This window comes from Lysinibacillus cavernae (assembly GCF_009724685.1).
GTDB lineage: Bacteria > Bacillota > Bacilli > Bacillales_A > Planococcaceae > Lysinibacillus > Lysinibacillus cavernae.
In genome coordinates this window covers 534,828-558,199 of sequence record NZ_WMEF01000002.1, presented here as the reverse complement: position 1 = coordinate 558,199, position 23,372 = coordinate 534,828, and the positions used below count along the sequence as shown (strand labels likewise).

The following is a 23,372-nucleotide window of genomic DNA, read 5'->3' as shown; positions in this document are numbered from 1 at the left end:
TTAAGAGTGAATTGATGTCCTTTCTTAAAAGCTAATAGATTCCCCTACTAAAGGCTGGCTGCCATATTCCTTGGGCATTTTTCTCCATACTTAGCTCTGTTTGACCTTCAAGTGAAATAAATTTTACAACCCCAGTTGTATCTGTTTGTTGCTCAAACTCTGCATTTTCTAACCCAGCAAAGAGATTTGCAATAATAAGGCGATTTATTTCCTCTGTAAACAACTCCTGACGTACGATTTCCGTTTTCTCGTAATATCTTCGAACACTTTCTGTTTCTTCGTTAATATTTGTTGTAAACAATGCTTCATATGTTTCATAATCTTTTTCAATATCACTCAATAAAAACATTTTAGTAATCGCTTGTGGTGTCATATTTTTTAACTTTTCAATATTATAATCCGTTTTAAAAGCATTAAAAACTTGCTGCTCCTGTTCAGTCAATTCAAATGTTAGTTCAAAATTTTGGAAACCTACGACCTTACCTACTAATTGCTCTTCATTAATTTTCATAATCGTGTGCCCTTCGTCACTGTCATAAACAACAATTTCTTTTTCTTTCGCAGAAATCGATTTGTCATTGAATGGCGCTGGTCTTGTTCCAAAATTATGAAAAAAGTAAGGATTCTTAAATGGGTCATTGATATCCTCTTTTTTTATTTGCTCATTTAATCCATGAACTTTTAATGCGGTATGATCTACTAAAATTTGCCCTTGATTCATTGTTACATTATCATTACCTAACCCTAATACAGTTGAAACTACAAGCCCATCAGTTCCATAAAAGGCAATATAATCTCCATACGTAATGGTGGCATCCTTATCGATAATCATTGGCAAAAAATGCAGCATCCATTGTTTCCCAAGTAGACGGGCATATTTCGGTTCAATTATGTCTAAAGAGGAAACATCATCGACAATCGGTAGTAGCTCATTTTGCTGACTAGCTGTTTGTAGGTTATTCTTTTGAGAAAATTCAACGAATAGCATTAACCCAATAATGAAACAAGCTGCAATAGATACAGAGACGACCTGCCAGTTACTCTTCCTTTTTATTGGTTTAGGTTGCAGTAAGCGTTGCTTTATGTCGTTTGTAAATGGGGCATCTTGTCGCAATTCTTCTTTTAGCCTGGTTTTAAATTCCTTCATAAAATATTGCCTCCAGTTCCTGATTTGTTTTCAACAATTCTCTCGCTCTACGAATCCTTGTACGAACGGTGTTTTGTGAAACATTTAATAAACTTGCAATTTCAGAAACATCAAATTCTTCATAATAAAACAGTATTATGACTTCCCTATAATGAAGTGGTAATGTGAAGACAATTTGCTTTAAAGTTGTATAATCTTCAGTTGATATATACGTTTGCTCCACTGATGGTTCAGTTCTACCAAGTGGGAAAAGTTTTGAAATAAATGATTTTCTCTTTTGTTTTCGTAGTTCATCATGACAACAATTAATAGCGATACGAGTTAAATATGTTTTCAATGAAGCATCTTTTCTAAAATGGTCTTTATGTAATAGATACTTCATTAGTACGTCCTGTGTAACTTCCTCTGCAAGTTGAAAATCATTCACATACAAATAATTAAGATGATATAAATATTCACCATATTGTTCTACGATTTGTTCCAACGACAACTCACCTCGTTTCAATCCTACTACTTAGACGCTCGTTTCCTAAAAAATTGTTCAATCTCCTGAAATTATTTTAAGAATAGCCTTTTTATATTTATTTTTTAAGTGCTTACTTAAAAAAGATTGCGGTTTTAGCAGTATTTGATGTCACTTATAGCCATTTTGATGATGCAACAGTTGCCTTTGTATTATTCCAACTTCAGAATGTTAGCTTAGGGGATAATTGGTAATAGAAGGGGTTACTTAATTAAGTGTTACAGTGTAAACTTAATTCACAAAAATAAATGATGAAGTTTGTGTCTCTTTTCACTTAAACTAACGGTGCTTTAGTGCAATAAGGATTTAAAAAGTATACAAAATAAAACTAAATTACGTTTCCAAGTAAAATTTTGGAATACACCCAAAAGGCACGAAGGCTGTTTAATCAACGTTCGTGCCTTTTTGCGAGGACTATTATTTATACAAATAGCACAAACAGTTGATGCAACAGCATTTATATTTGCTGGGGTTGTTCTTCAATTTGCATAAAACATGTATAGTATATTTCTTATCGTTGTAAATCTGCATCTTTTTTGACGCTACCCATAAATATTGTTCCTCAATTTAATGGCACTTAAATGGAAAAAGACGCTTTCCTTATTACGGAAAAGCGCCAATGAAAAAAATTCTATACACGTCACTAGTCTTTATTTCTTTAATTTCCATTTTTTTAAACAGTTCAATTTCTGCAAAATCTCAGACTTCAGAAAACGTTGGAAATTCTTCGCATATAGAAAATAACGATGAAGGAAAAGTTGTTTTTACTTACAAAAGAGATTTTAAATCTTTAGCAAATTTTTTCAACCTTACTGAGAATGAATATTTCCAAATGCGGGAAGGTAAAAGTATGATTGAAATTGCTGAAATTCAAGGTATAAACAAAGATGACCTATTTTATTATTTGGTAGCTAGAAATTATGAAGCTCTGGAATCGGCGTACAATAAAGGGCAAGTAGATTTACAGTTTGTTATGGATTATGTTTTATATTTAAAACAAGATGTGGAGCAAGAAATGCAAGCTAAAAGAGATATAGATCTTCAATACGAAGATTAATTTTGTAAATAAATTTATTTAATCGATGTATCTTTTCCTTATCAATTAGTCAATTTTACTTTAAACACTAAATAGCCATCTGTTGAGAAATCAGCAAGATGGCTATTTAGTTTTATAAGGTCCCAATGATTTTCATCTAAATTATTATTTGAATTAATTATTAAATTGAGTTAGCTATTAGAACAAAAGTTTCAGGTGTTACTTTGTTGGCTACTTTATTATAAATTCCAAGCATATACTGCAAATTATTTTTTTCAAAGACAAAAAAGTTAAATAATTGATGCTCAAAATAAATGGCTTTTGCACCATCTTGAAGTGCATACTCCTTTCCATTTAAGTTCAGTTTATCTGCGAAGTCCAATTTGTTTTTTAAAGGACGAATATCAATTTTATAAATATTATTACTTAAATCTTTGTTAACAAACCTAATTTCTAGGGAATCATTCACATTATAGTTCTTATCTTCAAAGAATCTTCCATATTGATGTGTGAAAGAAATAGAAGGCAACTTTTCGGGTAGCTTTACATCACATTTACACTGATTTTTAAATTCCTTAACAGCAGCTTTTACAGATTTATATCCAGCTTCAGTGTACTTTTCCTCAAAAGAAGGAGGCGTGTCACTCGAATTTGCATTTTTTACTGTTCCAAAACACCACACGCAAATTAATAGACTAAATAAAACCATTAGAAGAGGAATACGTTTATCCAATTTCATCACCCTAATTTTTATTTAGGTATAGTATGTCTTGTTCATTTACAATAATTCTTTCTTCAACTATTACTATCCTGCACCTTTAATTTAAGTGAAAATTTTTATAATTTATTTGCTCCATATCGATTTTCTTTAAATGTGTTACTCAAGAAAATGGCCCTTTCCATAAATAAAGAAGCTATCTTCATTACGGAAAAGCGCCCAATTGTTGAATAGTATTATTGATAAATATGTCATTCATAACTTAGAAATGATTAAAATGATTTTTCAAAACAAACACATTGGTGAATACGTTTATTATTTGTAAATTGGTCAATATCTTTCCCAACGTAATGAGTAAAAGCATTAACTAAGTATAGATTGGGCATATTACTTTGAATTCGATGATTCATTTCATTTCCTTCAAAATAAACGTGATAATAGGAATCAACGATATTAAAATTCATTTTTTTATACCAGTTCTGAACCCATAAATCATCTCTTGTCCAAGCCTCAAAACGATTTAAATTCACTCTTCTAGCTTTAGTTTCAGCAGCATAGAGTAATTGTTGTCCTATTCCACGTCGGGAGAAATCCGGATGAACAGCGATATGCCAAATCATCCCTCCTAACCCTTCTCCTCTGGAGCAAACTGTTCGTTCTTCTATTTCATATTCTACATCAATAAGCCCAACGATTTGACCGTCCAACTCTGCGACTAGCTCGATTGCTGGATTTTCATAACATTCTTTCTTATTTAGTACATTATCAAAATAGGCAGTCTGTAAAAACGCAAGTGTTCGGCATCTTACCCAACCAGTCTCGTCATTAACCCTATAGTCTCTAATAATCACTTTTTTCCCTCCGGATTTTAGGGACCACATAGTTTATAGGGGATTTATACGCTCGTCCCTTAAAATAGATTCACCCCGTTAAATATGTTCGCGATTTTCACAATATACCGCCTCCTTCTAACTATAATTATTTAAATTTTATCAGATTTTTCCAAAATATACTGAATCACTTTCAAGTCCCGTTTGCGCTGTCATAGATTACTATTATTTCATTTTTTAATTCAGATTATAACCCGTTTTTCTGAGAAACTACTACTCCCTACTCGCTTTCTAATACTTCGGTTGTTTTACATCCAACTAAAGATTGAACAAAATACAATTCCATTACTTAGCGCGTTTTTTATTTGTAGATAGTCATAGCAATGAAAGCACAAAAAAATGACAGGAACATATCGTAGTTTACGTCTGTCGAAGTTTATTATTTAGTAGTTCAATGACTATTGAAGATACTTTTAATAAAAATTAGAGCCACAGTTTAGTGACTCTAATTTTTATGTCTATTCTTTACAAAAATCTACAAATTTTTTTGCCTGTATTAAGGATATATCTGTTTGTTCTCTCACAAACTTCACCGCTTTAATTTCACCGACGGACTTTATTTTCTCTTTTACTAAGGCAATCAGTTCCTCATTATAGATTTTAGTATAATCCATTTTTCCGACCTCCTCTAATCTATAAGACCTTATACGACTACTTTAACCATTTAGTTTCAAATATATATTAATACCACAAAAAGAAGGTTTCCGAGGTTGAAAGATTCGGATTATCTTTGACCTTTTCAACATACGGATAAAACAGTTGATTGGCATGAATAATTTTGTACTTTTGTTTGGTTTGAGGGTGCTCAAATGAGAACACAATCTCTTTTTAATCTGTTATTTGCTTTTTCTCCTGAAGTTGATTCTCACCTTTTTCTGTTTGTGTACAGGAAGTAAGCGTAAGACATGTAATAATTAGAATAAATACAACAACTATTTTTAGATAATTTTTCAAATAATATTCTTCTTGTGAAAAAAACTATTTGCAAAATATCCACTACGGCTTTGAAATAATCAGCATGTCTACCGTGAAGCAATAAGGCCATGTACAATACTTTAATCAGAGATAACAATAAGATTTTCCGCAACTTGTTTCTGATCAGTAGAATTGGGATTTTCAATTAAATCAAAAGATACTTTTTGACCTTCTTTAAGAAATCTGAATCCATCCGAAAACCTTTTGTTATCGGGCAAAATTGAACTGAAGTGAATGAAAACATGATTTTGATCCTCACCGTCGAGCATAATACGACCGTAACCCTTTTCTTCTTTAAACCATTTGACAATTCCCTCTCTTTTAATATCTTTTCGTTCCCCCATTACAATTTCGTCTTTTGAATTTTAACATAAATAACCAAATTCCTTTAAATATGTTGTTCAACAATATGGCCCTTCCCACGAATAAAGACGATTTCCTTAATTACAGAAAAGCGCCCGATTGTTGAAGACCACAAAATATAAAAAGTTACGATTGCATACGTAAGTTGTAATTAAATGAAATGAAATAAACTAATAAAGGACAAAAGACTTTGCGATTTATTAGTTTAGTTTGACTCTTCAATTGGAGTTGGATAATTACTGAATTACATCTTGCTTCCTATTATTACCGATTTAAACTTTCTATAAACTCTTCTGATTCCTCAGCTATTCGCTCATAGTCAATACTATGAACATAGTGAGATGAATCTAACTCAATTAATTTACTATTATAAATCATACTAATAAAGTCATTCTGAATTCCATTCCACTTTTTATTATCAAAACCTGTCCCCTCCCCATTGGATGAAAACAAAAGTATAGGAATGTTCGGCATTCCAATTTTTTGAACTTTTTGTGCATTACCTTTTATATTGTTTATTTCATTGATCATATCTTTAGTCAATGTTCTTCGATAAAAAATTACTTTATACAACTTTTTCTCTTTATCTGTTAAATTTCCATATTTTATTGTGTCACTTTCCGATAGATTTGAAATCCATCTGGTTAAACCAGTATTTGCTGCAAAAGCACCTAATCGAATGAGGAACATATTGATATTGAACTCTTCATATGCAGCTGGAACAGCCATATCTAATCCAATGATAGCTTTTATTTCATCAGGGTAGTCTTGCGCCCATTTCAAGGCTTCAATGCCAGACATAGAATGAGGAAATAAAATATATGGTCCTTCAACTCCTGATTTAAAAAGAGCTTCTTTTGTTTCAGCTAGAATTGTATCAATGTCTCGATCAGTATCTGTGACTTCGCTAAATCCATAACCTGCCTTTTCAACAACAACAATTTTATATTTATCGCTTAACAAGGAATAAAGTGATTTAAAATCTAATGTAGGTGAGCTTGTGCCACCACCAGACATAAAAACAAGTGTTTCTTCTCCTTTTCCTTCTGTATAAATGTGCATTTGATGACCTTTAACTTCTACAAGTTGTCCAGTCGGAACAAATAGTTCCTCTTCTTTTGACAATTGTATTTTATGATTAATAAAACTCACGGAAAGAATCAACACAAAAAACGAAATAATAACTGTAAATATTATCAACACAATACGTTTAAATCCTCCTTTCATATTTATCACCTATATTCTTCTTTTTATAGAACAAATTTACTTCATTATCCCACAAAATGGCTCTTTAGAAAACGAGCGCTGATCCTTGTTATGATCTGCACCCCAAATGTTAGACACGACTCTAACATTTGGAGGTGCCTTTTTTATGGCAGGAATTACTCTTGAACAGAAAATAGATGCGATTACTCGTTTTGAAAACGGTGATAAAAGCCTTACTTCAATTGCTAAATCACTCATACGTAGTTTTTCCAATTTGACTTCTAAAGGAGTATCCACATCGATATAGATCTCTTTTGCATTATTGCTAACAACACCAGGAAAATTGTTTAAGACGAAAAGGTCGAATACATTTAAATATCTGCTCATATCGTTAATTGAGAGGAGATGGGATTTATTAGAAATAAAGTCCTTTTTGTAGTCTTAAGCATCATAGGGGTTCTTCTAATAAGCTTCGGATTAGCAACTTTAAATGGTTCTGTTAAAAAAGACATTAGCTCTCCGCCAAAAAGTGCTGAAATTCAAATGTTAGAAAAGATAGAAGTTAAATTAGTTGGGGAATATAACATAGGTACATATAGTATTAATACTCACGTTGATAATAATTCACAGGATATAAATATTGATGTTCTTGGAAGCCAAGAGTATTATGATTCAGTAAAACATGAAATAAAAGATATCGTGAGAAATTTGATTAAATCAACTAAATTTGAAGTATATAATGTTAATGTAAAAAAAGGTGAAATTCTTCAAATGATAACAGAAGAAGAGTTGGAAAGAAATAATTTATTGGTTGAGATAGCAAAAAAAATAAATAACGAATTATCTAATGCTTATCCAAATAAGATTGATGGAGGAGTAGATATGAGAATTCCTCCATCAGACGCTCCCCAAGAACTAATAGTGGAAGTAAGTACATTGTTAGAAGGGAAAAAACAAGAAGCTATTGGTAAGGAAATTGAAAAAACAGTATATACAACATTAGAGAAAAAGTTAGCTTCTAATAAACTTTTAAAAGAAAGCACAGTGAAAATATATATTTATAATAAATATAAAGAAAAAATAAAAATTTAATGTAAACTTTTCACTCGTATCAACTACAATAAATGTGTAAATCCACAATTCACTTGAACTACGCTCCTTATTTTTCCCTTTTCCTTCCGAATAATAAAACTGCGCACGCTGTCTAACCTTAATACAGGCCTATCCCCTAGGCTACGCTCTCAATCGAAACTTAAATAATTCCAACTTTTAAACTTTATAAACAGTACGACTTTATCTCAAAGCTACTTAGTGCTTTGTTTTATATTACTGAAAAAGTACAATTCCAATTCAAGACTTGCGCCCGATAATGGAATATTGATCCAACATATTCTTGGCGAGCAATTATTGTATAAAGTCTTATCAGCTATTTTCCTTTTTCTACTGAGATCATAAGAAACATAGGTCTTCGATTCTCATCTATCATTTTAGGAATACTTTTTAACATTTCATCAGAAGGAACTGATTCCTTAACTGCACTTATAATAAATCCAGTATTAATTAAGTCATTTATATATGTGGAAACCGTACGATGGTATTTTGTAATATTCTCATTTAAAAATGTTGTTTCACGTATTCCTTCTATTTGATAGTTGTCAACTGGCCAATGCAGGCGATTTCCCAGTTCATTATAATACCAATCCTGTTCATTTCGAGAAGTAAAAATTGGATGTTCAACTGAGAAAACGAAGCTTCCCCCAGGCTTTAGACAATTAGAAACTTTTTCACACACTGATTTAAACGACTTAATATAGTGAAAAGCCAATGAACTGATTACCACATCAAATTGAGAGATTGAAAAATCAATGTCTTCAATTGACGCTTTTATATATGAAATTAAAGGATCATTTGTCATTTCACGTGCTCTTTGAATCATTTTTTCAGATATGTCTACGCCTGTTACAGAGCTTGCTTGCTGCTCACGAGCATATCGGCAATGCCAACCAAAGCCGCAACCTAAATCGAGTACATTTTTTTCTTTCAGTTCAGGTATTAGTTCTTTTAATATATACCATTCTCCAGCACCTTCAAGTCCTTTAACTGATCGTGGCATTTGTTCATAAGCAGAAAAAAATTCTGATCATCATATTTATTTTGTTTCATCGTTAATACATCTCCTACTATTAAGATAGCCTTCCTAAAATTAAGATTACATATATCTATTTTAGAAAGGCTCTTCGTCTCCTTCTTACCATTTCTTTCACCTCATTATTTTTCCTTTAAACGATATTTTTATAATAACATAATGTGCTTAAACCCTTTCAAGCCCAATAAACTTAATTCAATTAAATGGCCCTTTCCATGAATAAAGACGCTTTACTTATTTCAGAAAAAGCGCCTGATTCCAGAAGAGCGTTATATTAGATTCATAGATATTATAGAAAAGCCCCGACTAAATTGATCCAAATACATTTATTGACAACTCCCTAATAGATTGCCATCTGGTCATAGAAAGTAAAAAACCTAGTAGTTCCTTCTTCACTAATAGGATTTACCTTGATATCCTTTTCAACTAACAATTTATGAGTCTCTTCAATATCTTGAGGAATTAAATTGCAATATTTACCAACACAAAAATTATTATCAGGGAAATTCATTGGTTGATGATTTGGTGTTTTAACAAGACATACTACTGTTTGAGATTGTTCTGCTATCTTCATAACAGCTGCTTCTACCTCAATATAAATAAACGTAAAGCCAAGTTATTCTTCGTACCATTATGCTGATAATTCAGGGTCTTTCACAGGAATAAATACTCCTTCCATTTCCTTCCCTTCAATATTGGTTTGGTCATTTTCTTTAGCTCCTTATAGTTAATTTAATTGCTAATTAAATCGAAGCGCGCGATTATTGAATTAAAAGCTCTTTTATTACGGGTTATGATATTAGGTATCTTTCTTTGAATATCGAGCTTAATTCACTCCAAACATCAAATTTATTACCGTTTAAATCATAAAATACAAAGTTTCTTCCTGCATGTCCTCTGTTTTCAATCTCTCCAACTCTTATTTCTTTTTTAATAAACTCACTATGTATTGCTTCTAGTGCAGTTAAACCATTTACTTCAAATGTTAAAGAGAAACGCTCTTCACCGTAAATATCATAAAAGTTCAAACTTTGGTTATCTTGGGATTTAACCAGAAAAATGCTTTGGTTTGCAAAGTTAAGAATTGCTTTGTCTTCGTCTTTATAGCTCAACTCTGCACCCAATTTGTTTACATACCATTCTGAAGAAAGTTCTACATTAGTAACAGGAATGTAAGTAGTTCCTATTCTGAGTAATTTTTCGTTCATTTTATCATCGCCTTTCAATAACTTGAAAACATAAGTATATACATTCTCCTTTTATTTACATTTCTCCTTGTAAAATCCTTAATTTTCTTTTGCTTCGTTAGTTCAATAAGGTTTGCTCTGTTAAATGGCCCTTTCCATGAATAAAGACACTTTCCTTATTTTGAAGTGACCCCAAAAAGTTAGACATTATATTAAGTTAAGCTGCGGATTGAATTCGGTACTGTATCGGACTCAATCCTTTTAATTTTCCTTTGATACGTTTGTGATTGTAGTATTCAATATACAGTTCAAGCTCACGCTTGAAGTGAACTATACTCTCGAATTCTTGTATATATAATAACTCAGATTTTAATAAACCAAAAAAGTTCTCAAATACTGCATTATCTAAACAGTTGCCTTTACGAGACATGCTTTGGAAAACCTTGTTTTGTTTTATTGTTTTCACCCACGAATGATGTTGATAATGCCAGCCTTGATCTGAGTGAATGGTCGTACGGTATTCTACACGTTCATGAATGATTAGGAGCGCTTGTTTTAGTGAACCCATCACAAAATCGAGTGTCGGGCGTTTTGACATGCTAAAAGCGATAATCTCACCATTATATAAATCCAGTATATAATTTTTCGTCTCTTGCACACTTGATTTCCGATATGTCTGTTACGACTTTTTGAAGGGCATACGGTGTACTGAAACGACGGTTTAAACGGTTTTTCACCACTTTCCCAACCGTGCCTTTCTATGATTTATAGCGTGATTTGCGTACGAATTTTTCACATTTCAAATTCAATTTCTGCATAAATCGCTGTACCTTTTTATGATTAATTGTGTATCTTTGCGCTTTTAATTCCCCATGAATACGGCGATATCCGTATCGACCTTCATGCTTTTCAAACGTCTTTAAAATTAACGTTTCCCACGTTTGGTCTGGAGCTTTTTGATGCATTTGCTTGATATGATAATGGTACGTTGCCTCTGGAATATCCACTTGTTTTAAGACGTCTGTTAATCGAAATCCTTCTTCTTTGAGTTCAAAGGTAATCGCTGCTTGTGCTTTTCGAGGAAGACATCCGGATTCTCTCGAAAAACTTTCAACTTTTTTAAATACGCCACCTCTAAACGAAGCAGTTCAATTCTCGTTCTAACTGTTCCTACGTGACATTGATTTTTCTTGTTTTTTTGTTGTTATTTTTGGTTTTTTAGACATCGAAGTCGAGTTTATTTAAAAATCGCACCTTTTAGCAGAAGATAGTAGCTACACGAAATGACAAACAATGTTTTTTGTAAACCTTTGTTACAGTAAAATTTTTATCCTCTTAATTGATTTTTAAAGAACAATACCGTTTCTAATTCGTCTTCCCTATCTTTAAAAATCTTCAACTCTTTTCCAACAGCGACCGCAAATTCAACATACGCATTTCCTTCGGCTGTGATTAAATTTTCACATACTGTTACATCGGTTTCACTCTTGAATGTGTCATTGAAATAGTGTTTGTAGGTCGGGTCGTCGTCAATAGAAGTGGAGTATTTCCTTTCTCGTAAAACGCCTGCAGCTGCTAAAAAGGCAGAACCTCCACAAATAGCTGAAATCACTTTACCTTGGTCATCAAACCCTCTAATAAGATTCAATATACGATCATCCTTAACAAACGGATCAGGCTCCCCACCAGGTATGATTAAAACATCATAGTCATTGGGATTACATGCTTCGATATTCATATCCATTTTGATTTTGAACTTCCCTTTATGAGTGACTTCATCACTTAATGCGGTTGTATTAATTTCTACACCAGTTTCATTTAAAATGTAGGATAAAAGACTGATTTCCCAATCAACATATCCTTCATACAGAAAAAATAATGCTTTCAACTGTTTATCCCCCTTAAGATTTTTCAGACCAATATCAACATGTTTTTGCTACATCTATGTTTTTCTTTATGTAACAATATGTTCCGTTAAAGTATAATCTTCCTAAAGTGATGTTTGGTTACGATTTTTGCTTAATGATTGTTAATCAGGATAATCTCCTATCGCTTTCTGCTCAAAGTAAAATTAGTTTTTGATTTTCATATACCACAATGATATATATAATAATTGCCCTCAGACAGTTGTTTGGATATAGAAGTGAATTTTTCAAATTTTGCTATCGCATAGTCTCTATCGAAACGCACTAATTCATCCTCGGAGTAATTATGGTAATAAATCATTTTTAGGATTTCATTTGGACCATTTTTTAATAAATCACTCCAAGCAGTAAAAATAGAAATAAGGGAAGTAGCCGAATGTTCATCAAATAGGGTGACGCCAATGTTATTAAAGCCAATGTGTTTAGGCATTCCAGGCAAGCTAGGGTTCCTGCATGGAATCCATGTAAGTGAATCATAAATATATTCAACTATGTTATCTTCAAGTCCAATGTATTCAACAATTAAATCTTTGTAATGCTCTTTATCTCTCCAAAAATATTCAAAAAATTCTTCATCTTGTGTTTCGGTCTTTTTTATTAAATAAAAATCATTCATAAATACCCTCCGTAGTAATTAAAAACATTTAATGTAATTAATAACCATATTATCATATAATGTTCATTCATTTGTTTTAAATACTTATCTTTTCTTTAATAAAGTTTTCTGCTTGGTTCGTTTGGTAATCTTTTATAAAAAGTTGTTATTCAATAATCTGGCCCATTAATGAAAACGAGCGTTGATCCTTATTACAGAATCGCGCCCGATATTTGTATAACTATTGAATAACCATTAACTTCTATTAGCTGGTTTAGTTGAATAAGTAAAAACAGATAATCAGGTATTTATATAATCCATTACTTCTTGTATATATTTATCCAATGGTTGTCTTGTATTCACAGTGATACACCTATAGTTGGAGGGCTTTTTGCTATTTCGAAGTGTTTGAGTAAAAGCGGCTTCCGATTTTATCTCTGCTATTTGACTAACCATTCTCTCTCGTTTTTTCAATCTATAATTTATCTCTTTAAAGTCATCAAGATAACACTCAATATATTTATATTTTGCATTGTATTTAATTGATAGTTTTGTTCCTATATCAACCAATTCTTCATATAGACAAGGACTATCAAATATTACGTTATGACCTTGTGATAAATGAAAGTCAATTAAGGACCAATCAATATTATATGAAATCTTACCTGCAAGCTTCCCATCAATTGAAACTTCATCAATAAAATTTAATAGGGATGATTTTACTATATCGTGGTCAATGACAATACCCCCGGTTCTTTTAGCAATCTCACGAGCAAGAGTAGACTTTCCAGAACCAGGAAATCCAGACATTTGAACAAAAAACAAATTTTATCACTCCTCTTCAATAAATTAAATAAGGAAACTTACCTGCACCGTTTTATAATAGCCATTATTGCTAAAGAGTCCAGTTTTCCAAAAGAACATTCCACCATTAGTAGCGCACCATTTTGGATGAATGTAATTCGAGTAGCTATAACATATTTACCATACAAAGTTAGGAAACTTATAAACGTCATGATCCTATTATTTTTGACTATTTTGTTGGGTTATCTATTTATAACTACATTGTAAATAAATCAGTAAAACTAAATTCTAAGGGTCACAAGTGTTAGTTATTCAACAATCGGGCGCTTTTCTGTTCCGATGTTCAAACGAGAAAATAGTTATTTTAATAATACACTTAAATTAACTGGTGCATTAACTAAAGACCATTGAACTGCTTAGACAGCTCTTTTTCTTATTGTACTATCATTCATAATTTAAAGTCTCCTTACTTTTTAAACATATTTATTATCAATAATAATCTGTGAAACGCTATTCCACAATCTGGCCCTTAGATTAAGAAAGACGCTTTCCTTATTTCAGAAAAGCGCCCGATTGTTGAAGATCGTTATTCAACTAAAACCTTAGTTAGTTCAAAAAGGACCGTTCTTTTTTAGATTTGTTAAATAAATCTATTCTTTCTTTACTACTTTCGTTCTTACTAATTTCCCACCATTCAACGACCACATAAATCTCATCTATATCTTTAAGTGTAACAGAGTCACCGTTTTTATTTAGGTATGGCCCTTCAATAGCACCAGTTGTATATTCTGCTATGTTCATCTCACCAGTAGCTGAATCAGAATGAACCACTGAATCATCACTATTTATAACCACATGCGTTTCAAAGTGGAAGGTATCTGTAATATACTCATTCACGTTTTTCATATTTAAAGTCCCAAATCCTGCTTTAAAGTCTTCTGGAGTTATAACAATTTCATAACCTGTTAGATTCCAACTTTCACTTTCACCCATCAATAATAAATAATAATTATTACCACCTTTTTGAGCATTACAGCCAGATAGTACAAAGAAAGACACCATCAAATAAATCCAAGGCACTAAACCTTTTATATACTTCTTCATTACTACTACTCCCCCTTTCAAAATCAATTACAGATTCTGCAACAATTCACCACTCATAAGTTTTGCGTAAATAAGTAAACAATTGTTCCAAAATAAGATTTCATTTTGTTCACCTATACTGTTTAGTTATTTAAAAGTTTTTCTTCATAAATCCCACTTCCAATTTTACTTATTGTATTTTATTCAATTAAATGACTCTATAACAAAAAGACACCCAATTTCTACATGAGTGTCTTATTTGAAATTAAAGTTTTATTTATTTAATTTCAAAAGTATTTACTGTAAAAATCCTGTCTTAGCTTTCCGCTTAGCTGAGCGAATATCTTTGTAGTCTCACTTTTTTTATGACCCTTGAATGACATCGATTGGCGCACCGTTATTAATCAAACGCACTGCATAGCTGTTTATAAGTACTATATTTCCCATAAATCTTTAGGATTTATTATATGCACCTATACTATTTCCTTTCTAAAACAGAAAATGGATATATAAAAACTGATTCTATTAATAAATTCATTAAACTTTTAACTAGGAAATCACTTATTAACTTAACACTATAAAGCATTATATAACAAGAATATTTGATACGAATCATACATATATTGATTTTAGTATTTCTTTAAAACAGAAGTCTATAATTATTCTAATGATGGAATTATTATATAAGCGAAAATTATCTATAAGATAGGATGATGACAATTATTGAAAAATCTCTTCTTGCTATGGTTATTTTACGCGTATTGTCTGGAAGTATTGAAGTAAGTGCTGGATTGTTGATGCTAAAGTTTAATAGTTTAGAAAAAGCCTTCTATATTAATACAATGCTTGCTTTGGTTGGTCCAACAGTTTTAATCGTAACGACTGCAATTGCATTATTTGGACTAGCTGATAAAATTCCTGTAATGAGAATCATTTGCCTATTTACGGGAATTACACTTATTCTTATTAGCTCTCATGTTAAGTAATAAAAAAGTATTCCATATACTTCTTCACAGCAATATGGACATTTCATTCATAATCCTTGTTAAATTCTTTATGACAAACATCATATTTATCAACCATTTCGGTAACTTAAAATAATATCTATAAAAGTTATATTCATATGATCATCTTTTAACGATAACCATCAACAGTCTCATCTGGCTTATGTAGTTTACCAATTTACTCGCCATTTTAATGAAGCTTCGATGTGGAACTGACCGAGCGGACGCCTGTACATTCAAAAAAGAACAGAATACGCTTCATTTAATCTTCCATCGTTTCTAAATAGCCTTGGTGTAAACATGTATCCGTCAAAAACTTCTTAATCCCTGTTACAAATGACAATTCAATCGTGCTACTTGTAATAGCTAATATTTCCCCTTCTCCAAAAATCACATGCATTACTTTTGAGCCAACGATTAACGCGGACTCTGTTGTAATCGTGCGCTCATTATGATAATGCTTCTGTGCTTTCCTCGGGCTTTTCTGCGCTTTCTTTGGCAATTCCCGCGGTGAGACGATTTGTTTTAACTCCTTCATGAAAATCGATGGCACCACACTTGTTTTAAAGCGCTTGCTATACGAAATTAATTCCAAATGGCGAATCGCACGCGTGATACCGACATAAAAGAGTCGCGTTTCTTCTTCGATTTCTTCTTCTGCCTCACTAGGTAAAATCCCCTCAATCAAGTCAATCAAATACACACGGTCAAATTCCAAGCCTTTTGAACTGTGCAATGTTGTCAGTGTAATTGCATTCAAATCATTTTTTATGTGAGACGAGCTTGCTAAATTTTCAAGCTGCTTCAAACGACTTGCAAATTCGGTCATCGTCTGCGTATGACGCGCTATTAAACCAAGTACATCCACAATATCTAGTAAATTTTCATAATTAAAACCGAGATTCTCACTCATTTTCTTTAAAGTACGCTCATATCCGAAGTCATAACGGATATGCTCTAGCATGGCGGTTGGCGTCGTTTTATCAAATTGAATGCTATCATACGTTTTGCGAATTCGCTTAATATATTCAGGCTGATAATCCTTTAACTCAACATGCTCTAACAACTGTGTGAATACACAGCATTCCTCCGGCACCTTTTGTAGTGCCTTCAATTGCGCTGGTGTAATATAAGCATTCATTTTTCTGTAAACTTTTTCAAATACAGTGATGTTTTTTGTATTGTACGCTAGACGCATGAAGTTCATAATATCCTCCACAACCCAATGCGTAAAAAAGCGAATCGTGGAATCTTTCATATAGAAAGGCAAACCTGCTCTGTCAATCGCGTCCATAAGCGGAATGGCTGACGTATTATTTCGATATAAAATAGCCGTTGAGCCGCGCTTAGACAGATTTCTCAACTGGTCCACTAAATAGTTGGCCTGTAAAGTGTAATTCTCTAGGATTTTAAACGAGATTGGCTCTGCTGCAGGATTTTCCGTAAACATTTGTTTGTTATAACGCTTTTTATTGCGCTGAATGAATAGATTGGCTGGCTCTACAATCGTTGCAGATGAACGATAGTTTTGCGTCATAAGTAAAACTTGCGCCTCCGGATAGATCTTTTGGAAATCCAACAAATAGTCTGGCTCTGCACCGCGCCAGCTATAAATGGCCTGATCCTCATCCGCTACGACGCATAAATTTTGATGGACTGCGACGAGCTTCGCGATAATCTCATGTTGAACGGGCGATGTATCCTGACTCTCATCCGTTAAATAATAATCGTAGCGGCGTTGGTATTGCGCCAGCACTTCTCGATTTTTCGTGAAAATTTCATTCGCCATTAACAGCATATCGTCAAAATCAATTAACAAACGGTCACTACCTGTGCGTTTATATTCCTCATAACGCTGTAAAATCTGGACTTTTCTTGGCACCTTTACTTTTGCAATATCCCATTCCTGTTCTGGCAGCATTTTATTTTTGATAAACGTTATGTACGTCAGTAGCTCGTCTAATTGATCTTCGGTAATTTTTGTGTCATTTAATTGTTCAAAAATTTCGCGAAGCACTCGTTTTTTTGAAACGACACCCGGCTTGTCCGTGTCTTCAATAATGCCATACGAAATGCCCTGGCGTTCGAGTGTCTGCCGCACAACTTGAAAAGCTAAACTATGAATTGTTGAAAAATCAACTGGTTGCAAATGCGGGAAAAATTTCGCAAAACGTGCTTTCATATCACCTGCCGATGCCTTGCTAAACGTAACAGCCTTTATGCGAGAAGGTTTCACACCAAGCTCCTCAATCATATACCCAATACGCATAATAATCGTCGTCGTTTTTCCTGAACCGGGCGATGCCAATAGTAAAAGCGGACCATTCGTTTGCAACACCGCCTGCGTCTGCACATCATTTAGACGAACGCCAAGTGAACGCTCCTTTTCCTCAAAAAACGCTTTTTGCGTATCATTCATAACAATCGCTCCATTCAAAAAAATCTATACTATATTATAACCTAATAAATTCAATGATGAGCATTCATCATAGGAAAGCCGCACAATTAGCGCCCACTGGTTGATCAGGGGACGCTATCAAGGATAAATTGGATGTGAATAATTTTTATTCGTATTGGGGTACTATACTTTAAACAATAATTAGCTCAATTTGTACCGAATAAGTCCCTATTTAACAATAAATTATAGGGAGTTTTCGATAATTATAAAGTAATGACCAAGGTATATTTATAATATGTAAACTAAAATTATTTAGCGTAGAGCGTGAGTACGTCAACTTCCCCTTATCCCTTTACTTCGGTATATGGTCAAGACCTTGCTTACACTTTGGACAAGAATGTCCAGACAACTAAAATTACTGAGGAGAGGATAAAAGAAATCAATAAATATCAAAAAGCATAAGCTTTTTACGCCTACGCTTTTCAAAATTAATGTTAAGACATCGTTATTCTTTTACAAGCTATTTTTGCTGCTGGAATGCCAACACCAGCACCAAGTGCAGCATCTACTGAATCTCCCCAAGAACCACTGCTAGCCTTTATTTCGTTCCCTGCTGTCAAAACTCCCTCTGCTACAATTTCAACACAATCATAATAGTCTGGATTAGGATTACCTTCAAGATACTGAGCAGCTAATTCGTCTGCTTTCTTTTGTATTGAAAGTCGACCTGGTTCAGCTAATGAACTAAAAACACTCTCAGCTTGCCCACCTAAATGTACTATTACGTCGTTAATGTCTCGACCAGTACGATGTATTTCTCCCATTTCAGATGACATATTTAGTCCTCCCATCCTTGAAATATGAACTTTTTAAGTTCACAAATATTGTATCCAACTGAGATTGAACTATTCCAATAACAACTATTTCTTATTGGTTAAATTTAACATGTTTGTCTGGACATTCGTGTCTCAGAATTTGGACAAGAATGTTCAAACATATTCTAAAAAATCAGCATTTATTAGTTAGTTAACTTTATATACAATATTCGTGTTTTATTCAATCTTTGCTGTATCCAGTCGATGGAGGAATAGCATTTTTGTAATTAAAACACGAACATTTAGATTTATTTTGAGTACAATAGTTCGTTTATTGTCGTCTGTCAGTATTTTTGTAAACAATCGCTCTAACTAATATCACTTCAACCCAACGATCATAATGTTTGCTACTTACATATGTATTCCTTATGTGAATAATTTTTACTACAGTTTGGATGAATAATCCCCTTTTGAATGATAAATTTATAGGAACCATGCGATAACAATATGGCGAATAAGGTAAGAAATTTTAGATAATTACATTAAAAATAACGCTATGAGGCGTATCGACATTCAGTTACATGTACCGTTGCCTTTCTCGATCGCTTTCACAGCGCACAATTAAAGCTATCTGTGGCTAAGGGAGACATGAAATTATCATTATAAAAGATTTCGACATGTAAAGTTGTTTTAATTCTCATTGAACTAAGGTATCCCGTTGAATAAGATATTTAGTTGATTCTTCAGATTCAACAATTAAAATATCTCCTCGTTCTTTGGTGAAAAAAACTTTGTACCAACAGGAAGTTTATTCAACATCTCGTCTTTAAAATCTGTATTAGTATTGTTTCCTGTTTTAATTTCACACCCTCTCATATATCTTATTTATTATCAATATGGACAAGAACTTCCAAACACTCATATAAATTTTTAGAGTTAAGCCGTATTAATCCGAATAAAAAAGGATTCTGCGCCAAAGACAGAATCCCTATTTTTTCAGTGGTTTGCATATGAAGTTGAAATGGTGAATTTTTGTAGATGTTCAGAGCTAAGACTATATGAAATAACTTTCTCCTTGCTCTTCTTGACTACATCAATGTGATCGTCGTAACTAAAAATAAAGAAATTAACATTATTTTTGCCTCTATTTAAGTTGATGACAAATGGCGTAACATTAGTTTCTGGCTGTAAAAATAATTTTTCATTGCCTGGAAATATATAATGTTTTTTTAAAAAGAAAGCTTTATTAAAATAGTCTATAAAACTAATTTTTTCTTCCTCTTCTAAATTCTTTCCATTAAATGTTATCGTAACATCATTTGAATCGAGTTTTTTATGAAGTTCAAATTTACTTAATCCCCATGCCACAGCTGCACTAGGTGGACTCATTAACAATTTAATAATAGATCCAATCACTAGCGTAATTATCAAACCCAATGTCATATCCTATCAACTCTTTCAGTAATTTATTATAGTAGCAATTACTAAATTATTAACTTCATTTCACATTGTTTCATAAAAAATAATTAGTAATTAGGCTATATCCATGTTTTATCATTCACCTTTCAATGATAAGGGATTTATATTTTTTCTCACCATCCAATTCAAAATTATTTTGACCATCCATTTAACTTATAATTACATAATATCTTATAACATCCAATCAAACATATTTTAGTCATCCAATTGACTATAAACTATTAAGAACTTCTACAATGGAAATTATTTCATTGTAAAATCAGGTCAATTTACTGCATTAACAGTCACGTCCTTCGCCAACGTAGAAGACTTCTTTTTAAACCATTCATACACATAAAAATCTTTTGCAGTACTATCACCTACAGATAATGAAGTAACATTTAATCTTATCCCCTTCATAAGTCCTATCGAAAACCCTAGACTACCTGTGTACGATAATTTGTTTGATTTTGTATTGTAAGATTTAACCACTGACTATACCAAATATAACTTTAAATTCGTTACGGTTTTTCTTCTGTCTTTTCAAACCTTCTTTTAAATCTGCTATTAAAACGGTTTTACCGATCCAAATTCTTAAATACAACGAGTAGAACTTTATTGGTCCTTTTATTTCTTTCTCTTCATATTCCGTGCCATCTTCTAACTCTATTTCAGTCCTAATTATCTATGCGTTACCTATCCCGAATTCAATGAATTTCAAAATTAACTCACCCCAATAGCCGCACAGTATAACTTTTAGTGTATCAATAAACAAATATCCGTTATTCAAATAAACTGCACCGTTAGTGCCAGAGATTTTATTTTCATGAGCGTTTAAGTAAAATTTTTCACAAGTTAAACTTCAAGTATCATTTTAATAATCAATCACCTCAAAAAATAACTAAATGAAGTGACCTTAAAAGTTGATACGGTTATTTCATTAAGCAGCGGTTTGGGCATGAGTTCGATATTGTCGTTTTGTATTGTAATATGTTATGTGTTTTTCTGGTTTCATTTTGAAATGTACTATACGTTCAAACTCTTCCAGACAGCTTTTCCAATCGATGATGTGGGTCTTATTAATTCGATAAAAGTATTACGTAATACGAACCGAAAGCCTACGAAAGATGAAATTTCGCAATATCGTTTCCGTAGAAAAACTGGAAATCATAGGATTTAAATGGCGTATCTTGTGCTGAATAATTACAATTCAAACCGGAATGTACTCAATAAAAAGAGAACGAACTTTAAACCCTAATCCCCGAGGTTTGTTTAAATTAATGATATTAACCTTGATAGGAGAACAAATCAAAAGAGCATGTTTTGAAAAAGATTGATCAAAACATGCTCTTATTTGAATGTGAGCAGATTAACTACAAGGAGAAGAGCCAAACTCTCATCATAGTGTATCGAAAATGGTACATCTGCATTCAAAAACTTTGTTCAAATAAATATTCCAATAATGCTATTTTGGAAAACCCCCTTTAGACTACTATGAGCTAACGGGGGATTTCGTCGCAACTTTATTTCAAAGCTTTTCGAAGATTAATAATCACCAAAAAGTGTTCCAAGTTTCTGTTTTTAGGGCAACCTTTATTAGGTTAACATTAAAAAAACGTAATCAATCGCTTAGCAATCTCTTAGAATGGATAGTTTATTGGTTTCACTTGAACCGATACCCATTTTGCCTGTGTAAATTCATCGACAATCCACGGATTACCAAAACGGCCAATCCCACTGCCCTTCATACCACCAAATGGAATATTAGATAAGCAATTAACCGTTTGATCATTTACATGAGTCATACCAGCTTCAATTTGTACTGCTACATCTTCACCAAGTGTTAAATCATTTGTAAAAACAGCAGAACTTAGACCATATTCTGTATCATTGGCAATTTGGATCGCTTCTTCATCAGTAGAAGCTTTAATGAGTGACACAACTGGTGAAAAGAATTCTCTTCTTGCTAAATTACTTTCATTATCGACATTACCAAAGATAAATGGTGTCAAAATATTGCCTTCACGTTTGCCGTCTAATAACACTTCCACACCATCTTTTTTTGCTTCTTCAATAAAGCCTAATACTTTCTCAATTTGTGCGTGGTTAATAAGTGGACCAATGACTGTGGATGGAACTTGTGGATTACCATATGGTAATTGTTTTGCACGTTCTACAAATTTAATGGCAAACTCTTCATACAGATTTTCATGGACAATAATACGGTTAATACTCATACAAATTTGTCCTTGATGTAGGTATTTACCCATGATTGCTGCATTCACTGCCTGATCAATGTCTGCATTTTTCAATACAACAAATGGGTTATTGCCACCCAATTCTAATGCTGTACGTTTTAACAATTCACCAGCAATTTTTCCTATATGTTTACCAACTCCAGTAGAACCTGTGAAGCTAATTAGTTTTGAATGTGGATTAGTAATCATTGTATCTCCGACTTCAGGTATATCAGTAAGTATAGAATTGAACACACCTGATGGAACACCGGCTTCTTCAAATGCTTTTGCAATAACAGAGCCGCCTGAGATACCAGTTTGAAGATCTGCTTTATGCACAACAGTATTTCCTAAAGCTAATGCTGGCGCAATCGTACGCATAGATAAATAAAGAGGGAAATTGAAAGGCGAAATGGATGCAATGACGCCCAGAGGTAAGCGATAAACCTTATTCACTTTATCAGGTATTGCGGACTCAACAATCTTCACTGTACCAACTTCGTTAACTATTTTTAATGATTCTTCTAAATCTGCAATAACAAAGCTAACTTCTACATTTCCTTTGAGTACGCTACTACCCGTTTCTAAAACTAAAACATCCACAATTTCTTGTTGGTGCTCTTTAAAGTAAGCGATTACTTTTTCAATAACGGATTTTCGAAGTTCAGCATTTTGTGCCCACTTTTTTTGTGCTTCACTTGCTGCTTCAAATGCAGCATCTAATTGTGCTTTTGAAGCAATTGAAATATTGGCTACTACTGTATCATCAAATGGGTTTAGATCATGATAAATGCGACGAGTTTCTCCTTCAACCCATTTACCATTCATATAACTCTTATTTAATAAAAAATATTGATTCATA

General features: G+C 32.7%; 25 protein-coding genes and 2 pseudogenes. 5 read left to right on the top strand and 22 right to left on the bottom strand.

Annotated elements, in window-relative coordinates:
* Nucleotides 1-31: 31 nt before the first annotated feature.
* Together GJU32_RS07205 and GJU32_RS07200 are read right to left on the bottom strand one after the other, a co-directional pair.
* Nucleotides 32-1,147: a hypothetical protein gene (locus tag GJU32_RS07205; RefSeq protein ID WP_155591248.1), complete on the bottom strand. Its 1,116-nt coding sequence runs from the start codon at nucleotides 1,145-1,147 to the stop codon at nucleotides 32-34.
* A complete protein-coding gene (locus tag GJU32_RS07200; RefSeq protein ID WP_155591247.1) occupies nucleotides 1,134-1,631 on the bottom strand; it encodes an RNA polymerase sigma factor in 498 nt (165 codons plus the stop codon). The genes GJU32_RS07205 and GJU32_RS07200 overlap by 14 nt, the downstream gene beginning before the upstream one ends.
* 658 nt (nucleotides 1,632-2,289) lie before the next feature.
* Here GJU32_RS07200 and GJU32_RS07195 point away from each other — a divergent pair.
* Nucleotides 2,290-2,727, top strand: a complete 438-nt coding sequence (locus tag GJU32_RS07195) for a hypothetical protein (RefSeq protein WP_155591246.1) — start codon at nucleotides 2,290-2,292, stop codon at nucleotides 2,725-2,727.
* Between the two features lie 160 nt (nucleotides 2,728-2,887).
* Here the strand turns inward: GJU32_RS07195 and GJU32_RS07190 are convergent, their stop codons facing one another.
* From GJU32_RS07190 to GJU32_RS07175, 5 genes are all read right to left on the bottom strand, one after another.
* Nucleotides 2,888-3,445 (bottom strand): carbon monoxide dehydrogenase, encoded by a 558-nt coding sequence (locus GJU32_RS07190; protein WP_155591245.1) that lies wholly within the window; start codon nucleotides 3,443-3,445, stop codon nucleotides 2,888-2,890.
* A gap of 251 nt (nucleotides 3,446-3,696) precedes the next feature.
* Nucleotides 3,697-4,275, bottom strand: coding sequence for a GNAT family N-acetyltransferase (locus GJU32_RS07185; protein WP_155591244.1), 579 nt, complete (start codon nucleotides 4,273-4,275; stop codon nucleotides 3,697-3,699).
* Nucleotides 4,276-4,772: 497 nt separating this feature from the next.
* The gene (locus GJU32_RS23120; RefSeq protein WP_196426596.1) at nucleotides 4,773-4,928 is read right to left on the bottom strand and encodes a hypothetical protein; all 156 of its coding nucleotides are present in this window, start codon (nucleotides 4,926-4,928) and stop codon (nucleotides 4,773-4,775) included.
* A 441-nt stretch (nucleotides 4,929-5,369) separates the two neighbouring features.
* Nucleotides 5,370-5,633 (bottom strand): cold-shock protein, encoded by a 264-nt coding sequence (locus GJU32_RS07180; protein ID WP_155591243.1) that lies wholly within the window; start codon nucleotides 5,631-5,633, stop codon nucleotides 5,370-5,372.
* Nucleotides 5,634-5,916: 283 nt separating this feature from the next.
* The gene (locus tag GJU32_RS07175) at nucleotides 5,917-6,879 is read right to left on the bottom strand and encodes an alpha/beta hydrolase (protein WP_230874971.1); all 963 of its coding nucleotides are present in this window, start codon (nucleotides 6,877-6,879) and stop codon (nucleotides 5,917-5,919) included.
* A gap of 106 nt (nucleotides 6,880-6,985) precedes the next feature.
* On the opposite strand from GJU32_RS07175, the gene GJU32_RS07170 reads away from it, so the two are divergent.
* Nucleotides 6,986-7,165 (top strand): hypothetical protein, encoded by a 180-nt coding sequence (locus GJU32_RS07170; RefSeq protein WP_196426620.1) that lies wholly within the window; start codon nucleotides 6,986-6,988, stop codon nucleotides 7,163-7,165.
* 98 nt (nucleotides 7,166-7,263) lie between these two features.
* The gene (locus GJU32_RS07165) at nucleotides 7,264-7,950 is read left to right on the top strand and encodes a hypothetical protein (RefSeq protein WP_155591241.1); all 687 of its coding nucleotides are present in this window, start codon (nucleotides 7,264-7,266) and stop codon (nucleotides 7,948-7,950) included.
* Between the two features lie 334 nt (nucleotides 7,951-8,284).
* Here the strand turns inward: GJU32_RS07165 and GJU32_RS07160 are convergent.
* The 9 genes and pseudogenes from GJU32_RS07160 to GJU32_RS07120 all read right to left on the bottom strand — a co-directional run bounded on the left by GJU32_RS07160 (nucleotide 8,285) and on the right by GJU32_RS07120 (nucleotide 14,619).
* Nucleotides 8,285-9,021: pseudogene (locus tag GJU32_RS07160) on the bottom strand (class I SAM-dependent methyltransferase).
* A gap of 323 nt (nucleotides 9,022-9,344) precedes the next feature.
* A complete protein-coding gene (locus GJU32_RS07155) occupies nucleotides 9,345-9,578 on the bottom strand; it encodes a hypothetical protein (protein WP_420798371.1) in 234 nt (77 codons plus the stop codon).
* A 217-nt stretch (nucleotides 9,579-9,795) separates the two neighbouring features.
* Nucleotides 9,796-10,212, bottom strand: coding sequence for a VOC family protein (locus GJU32_RS07150; protein ID WP_155591240.1), 417 nt, complete (start codon nucleotides 10,210-10,212; stop codon nucleotides 9,796-9,798).
* A 196-nt stretch (nucleotides 10,213-10,408) separates the two neighbouring features.
* The gene (locus tag GJU32_RS07145) at nucleotides 10,409-10,849 is read right to left on the bottom strand and encodes an IS3 family transposase (RefSeq protein ID WP_155591239.1); all 441 of its coding nucleotides are present in this window, start codon (nucleotides 10,847-10,849) and stop codon (nucleotides 10,409-10,411) included.
* 100 nt (nucleotides 10,850-10,949) lie between these two features.
* Entirely contained in the window at nucleotides 10,950-11,198 is a 249-nt protein-coding gene (locus tag GJU32_RS07140; protein ID WP_155591238.1) for an IS3 family transposase, read from the bottom strand.
* 320 nt (nucleotides 11,199-11,518) lie between these two features.
* Entirely contained in the window at nucleotides 11,519-12,079 is a 561-nt protein-coding gene (locus GJU32_RS07135; RefSeq protein ID WP_155591237.1) for a DJ-1/PfpI family protein, read from the bottom strand.
* Between the two features lie 197 nt (nucleotides 12,080-12,276).
* Nucleotides 12,277-12,732: a hypothetical protein gene (locus GJU32_RS07130; protein ID WP_155591236.1), complete on the bottom strand. Its 456-nt coding sequence runs from the start codon at nucleotides 12,730-12,732 to the stop codon at nucleotides 12,277-12,279.
* A gap of 279 nt (nucleotides 12,733-13,011) precedes the next feature.
* On the bottom strand, nucleotides 13,012-13,536 hold the full coding sequence (locus GJU32_RS07125; protein WP_155591235.1) for a P-loop nucleotide/nucleoside kinase family protein: 525 nt from the start codon (nucleotides 13,534-13,536) through the stop codon (nucleotides 13,012-13,014).
* Nucleotides 13,537-14,121: 585 nt separating this feature from the next.
* Nucleotides 14,122-14,619 carry a hypothetical protein gene (locus tag GJU32_RS07120; protein WP_155591234.1) on the bottom strand — a complete coding sequence of 166 codons (498 nt, stop codon included), beginning with the start codon at nucleotides 14,617-14,619 and terminating at the stop codon, nucleotides 14,122-14,124.
* Between the two features lie 689 nt (nucleotides 14,620-15,308).
* Between GJU32_RS07120 and GJU32_RS07115 the strand changes: the two genes are divergently transcribed.
* Nucleotides 15,309-15,584: a YqhV family protein gene (locus GJU32_RS07115; RefSeq protein ID WP_155591233.1), complete on the top strand. Its 276-nt coding sequence runs from the start codon at nucleotides 15,309-15,311 to the stop codon at nucleotides 15,582-15,584.
* A 280-nt stretch (nucleotides 15,585-15,864) separates the two neighbouring features.
* On the opposite strand, the gene GJU32_RS07110 is transcribed toward GJU32_RS07115, so the two are convergent.
* The 5 genes from GJU32_RS07110 to GJU32_RS07095 all read right to left on the bottom strand — a co-directional run bounded on the left by GJU32_RS07110 (nucleotide 15,865) and on the right by GJU32_RS07095 (nucleotide 20,958).
* The gene (locus GJU32_RS07110) at nucleotides 15,865-18,021 is read right to left on the bottom strand and encodes an ATP-dependent helicase (protein WP_155591232.1); all 2,157 of its coding nucleotides are present in this window, start codon (nucleotides 18,019-18,021) and stop codon (nucleotides 15,865-15,867) included.
* Nucleotides 18,022-18,494: 473 nt separating this feature from the next.
* A complete protein-coding gene (locus GJU32_RS07105) occupies nucleotides 18,495-18,836 on the bottom strand; it encodes a hypothetical protein (RefSeq protein WP_155591231.1) in 342 nt (113 codons plus the stop codon).
* Between the two features lie 975 nt (nucleotides 18,837-19,811).
* On the bottom strand, nucleotides 19,812-20,258 hold the full coding sequence (locus tag GJU32_RS07100) for a YfmQ family protein (protein ID WP_155591230.1): 447 nt from the start codon (nucleotides 20,256-20,258) through the stop codon (nucleotides 19,812-19,814).
* A gap of 300 nt (nucleotides 20,259-20,558) precedes the next feature.
* A complete protein-coding gene (locus tag GJU32_RS23560; protein WP_274381807.1) occupies nucleotides 20,559-20,693 on the bottom strand; it encodes a hypothetical protein in 135 nt (44 codons plus the stop codon).
* A 64-nt stretch (nucleotides 20,694-20,757) separates the two neighbouring features.
* Nucleotides 20,758-20,958 carry a DUF3977 family protein gene (locus GJU32_RS07095; protein WP_230874980.1) on the bottom strand — a complete coding sequence of 67 codons (201 nt, stop codon included), beginning with the start codon at nucleotides 20,956-20,958 and terminating at the stop codon, nucleotides 20,758-20,760.
* Nucleotides 20,959-21,315: 357 nt separating this feature from the next.
* Here GJU32_RS07095 and GJU32_RS07090 point away from each other — a divergent pair.
* A pseudogene (locus tag GJU32_RS07090) lies at nucleotides 21,316-21,453 on the top strand (hypothetical protein); the annotation flags it as partial.
* Nucleotides 21,454-21,913: 460 nt separating this feature from the next.
* Here the strand turns inward: GJU32_RS07090 and GJU32_RS07085 are convergent.
* A complete protein-coding gene (locus tag GJU32_RS07085; protein ID WP_155591229.1) occupies nucleotides 21,914-23,371 on the bottom strand; it encodes an aldehyde dehydrogenase family protein in 1,458 nt (485 codons plus the stop codon).
* Nucleotide 23,372: the final 1 nt, after the last annotated feature.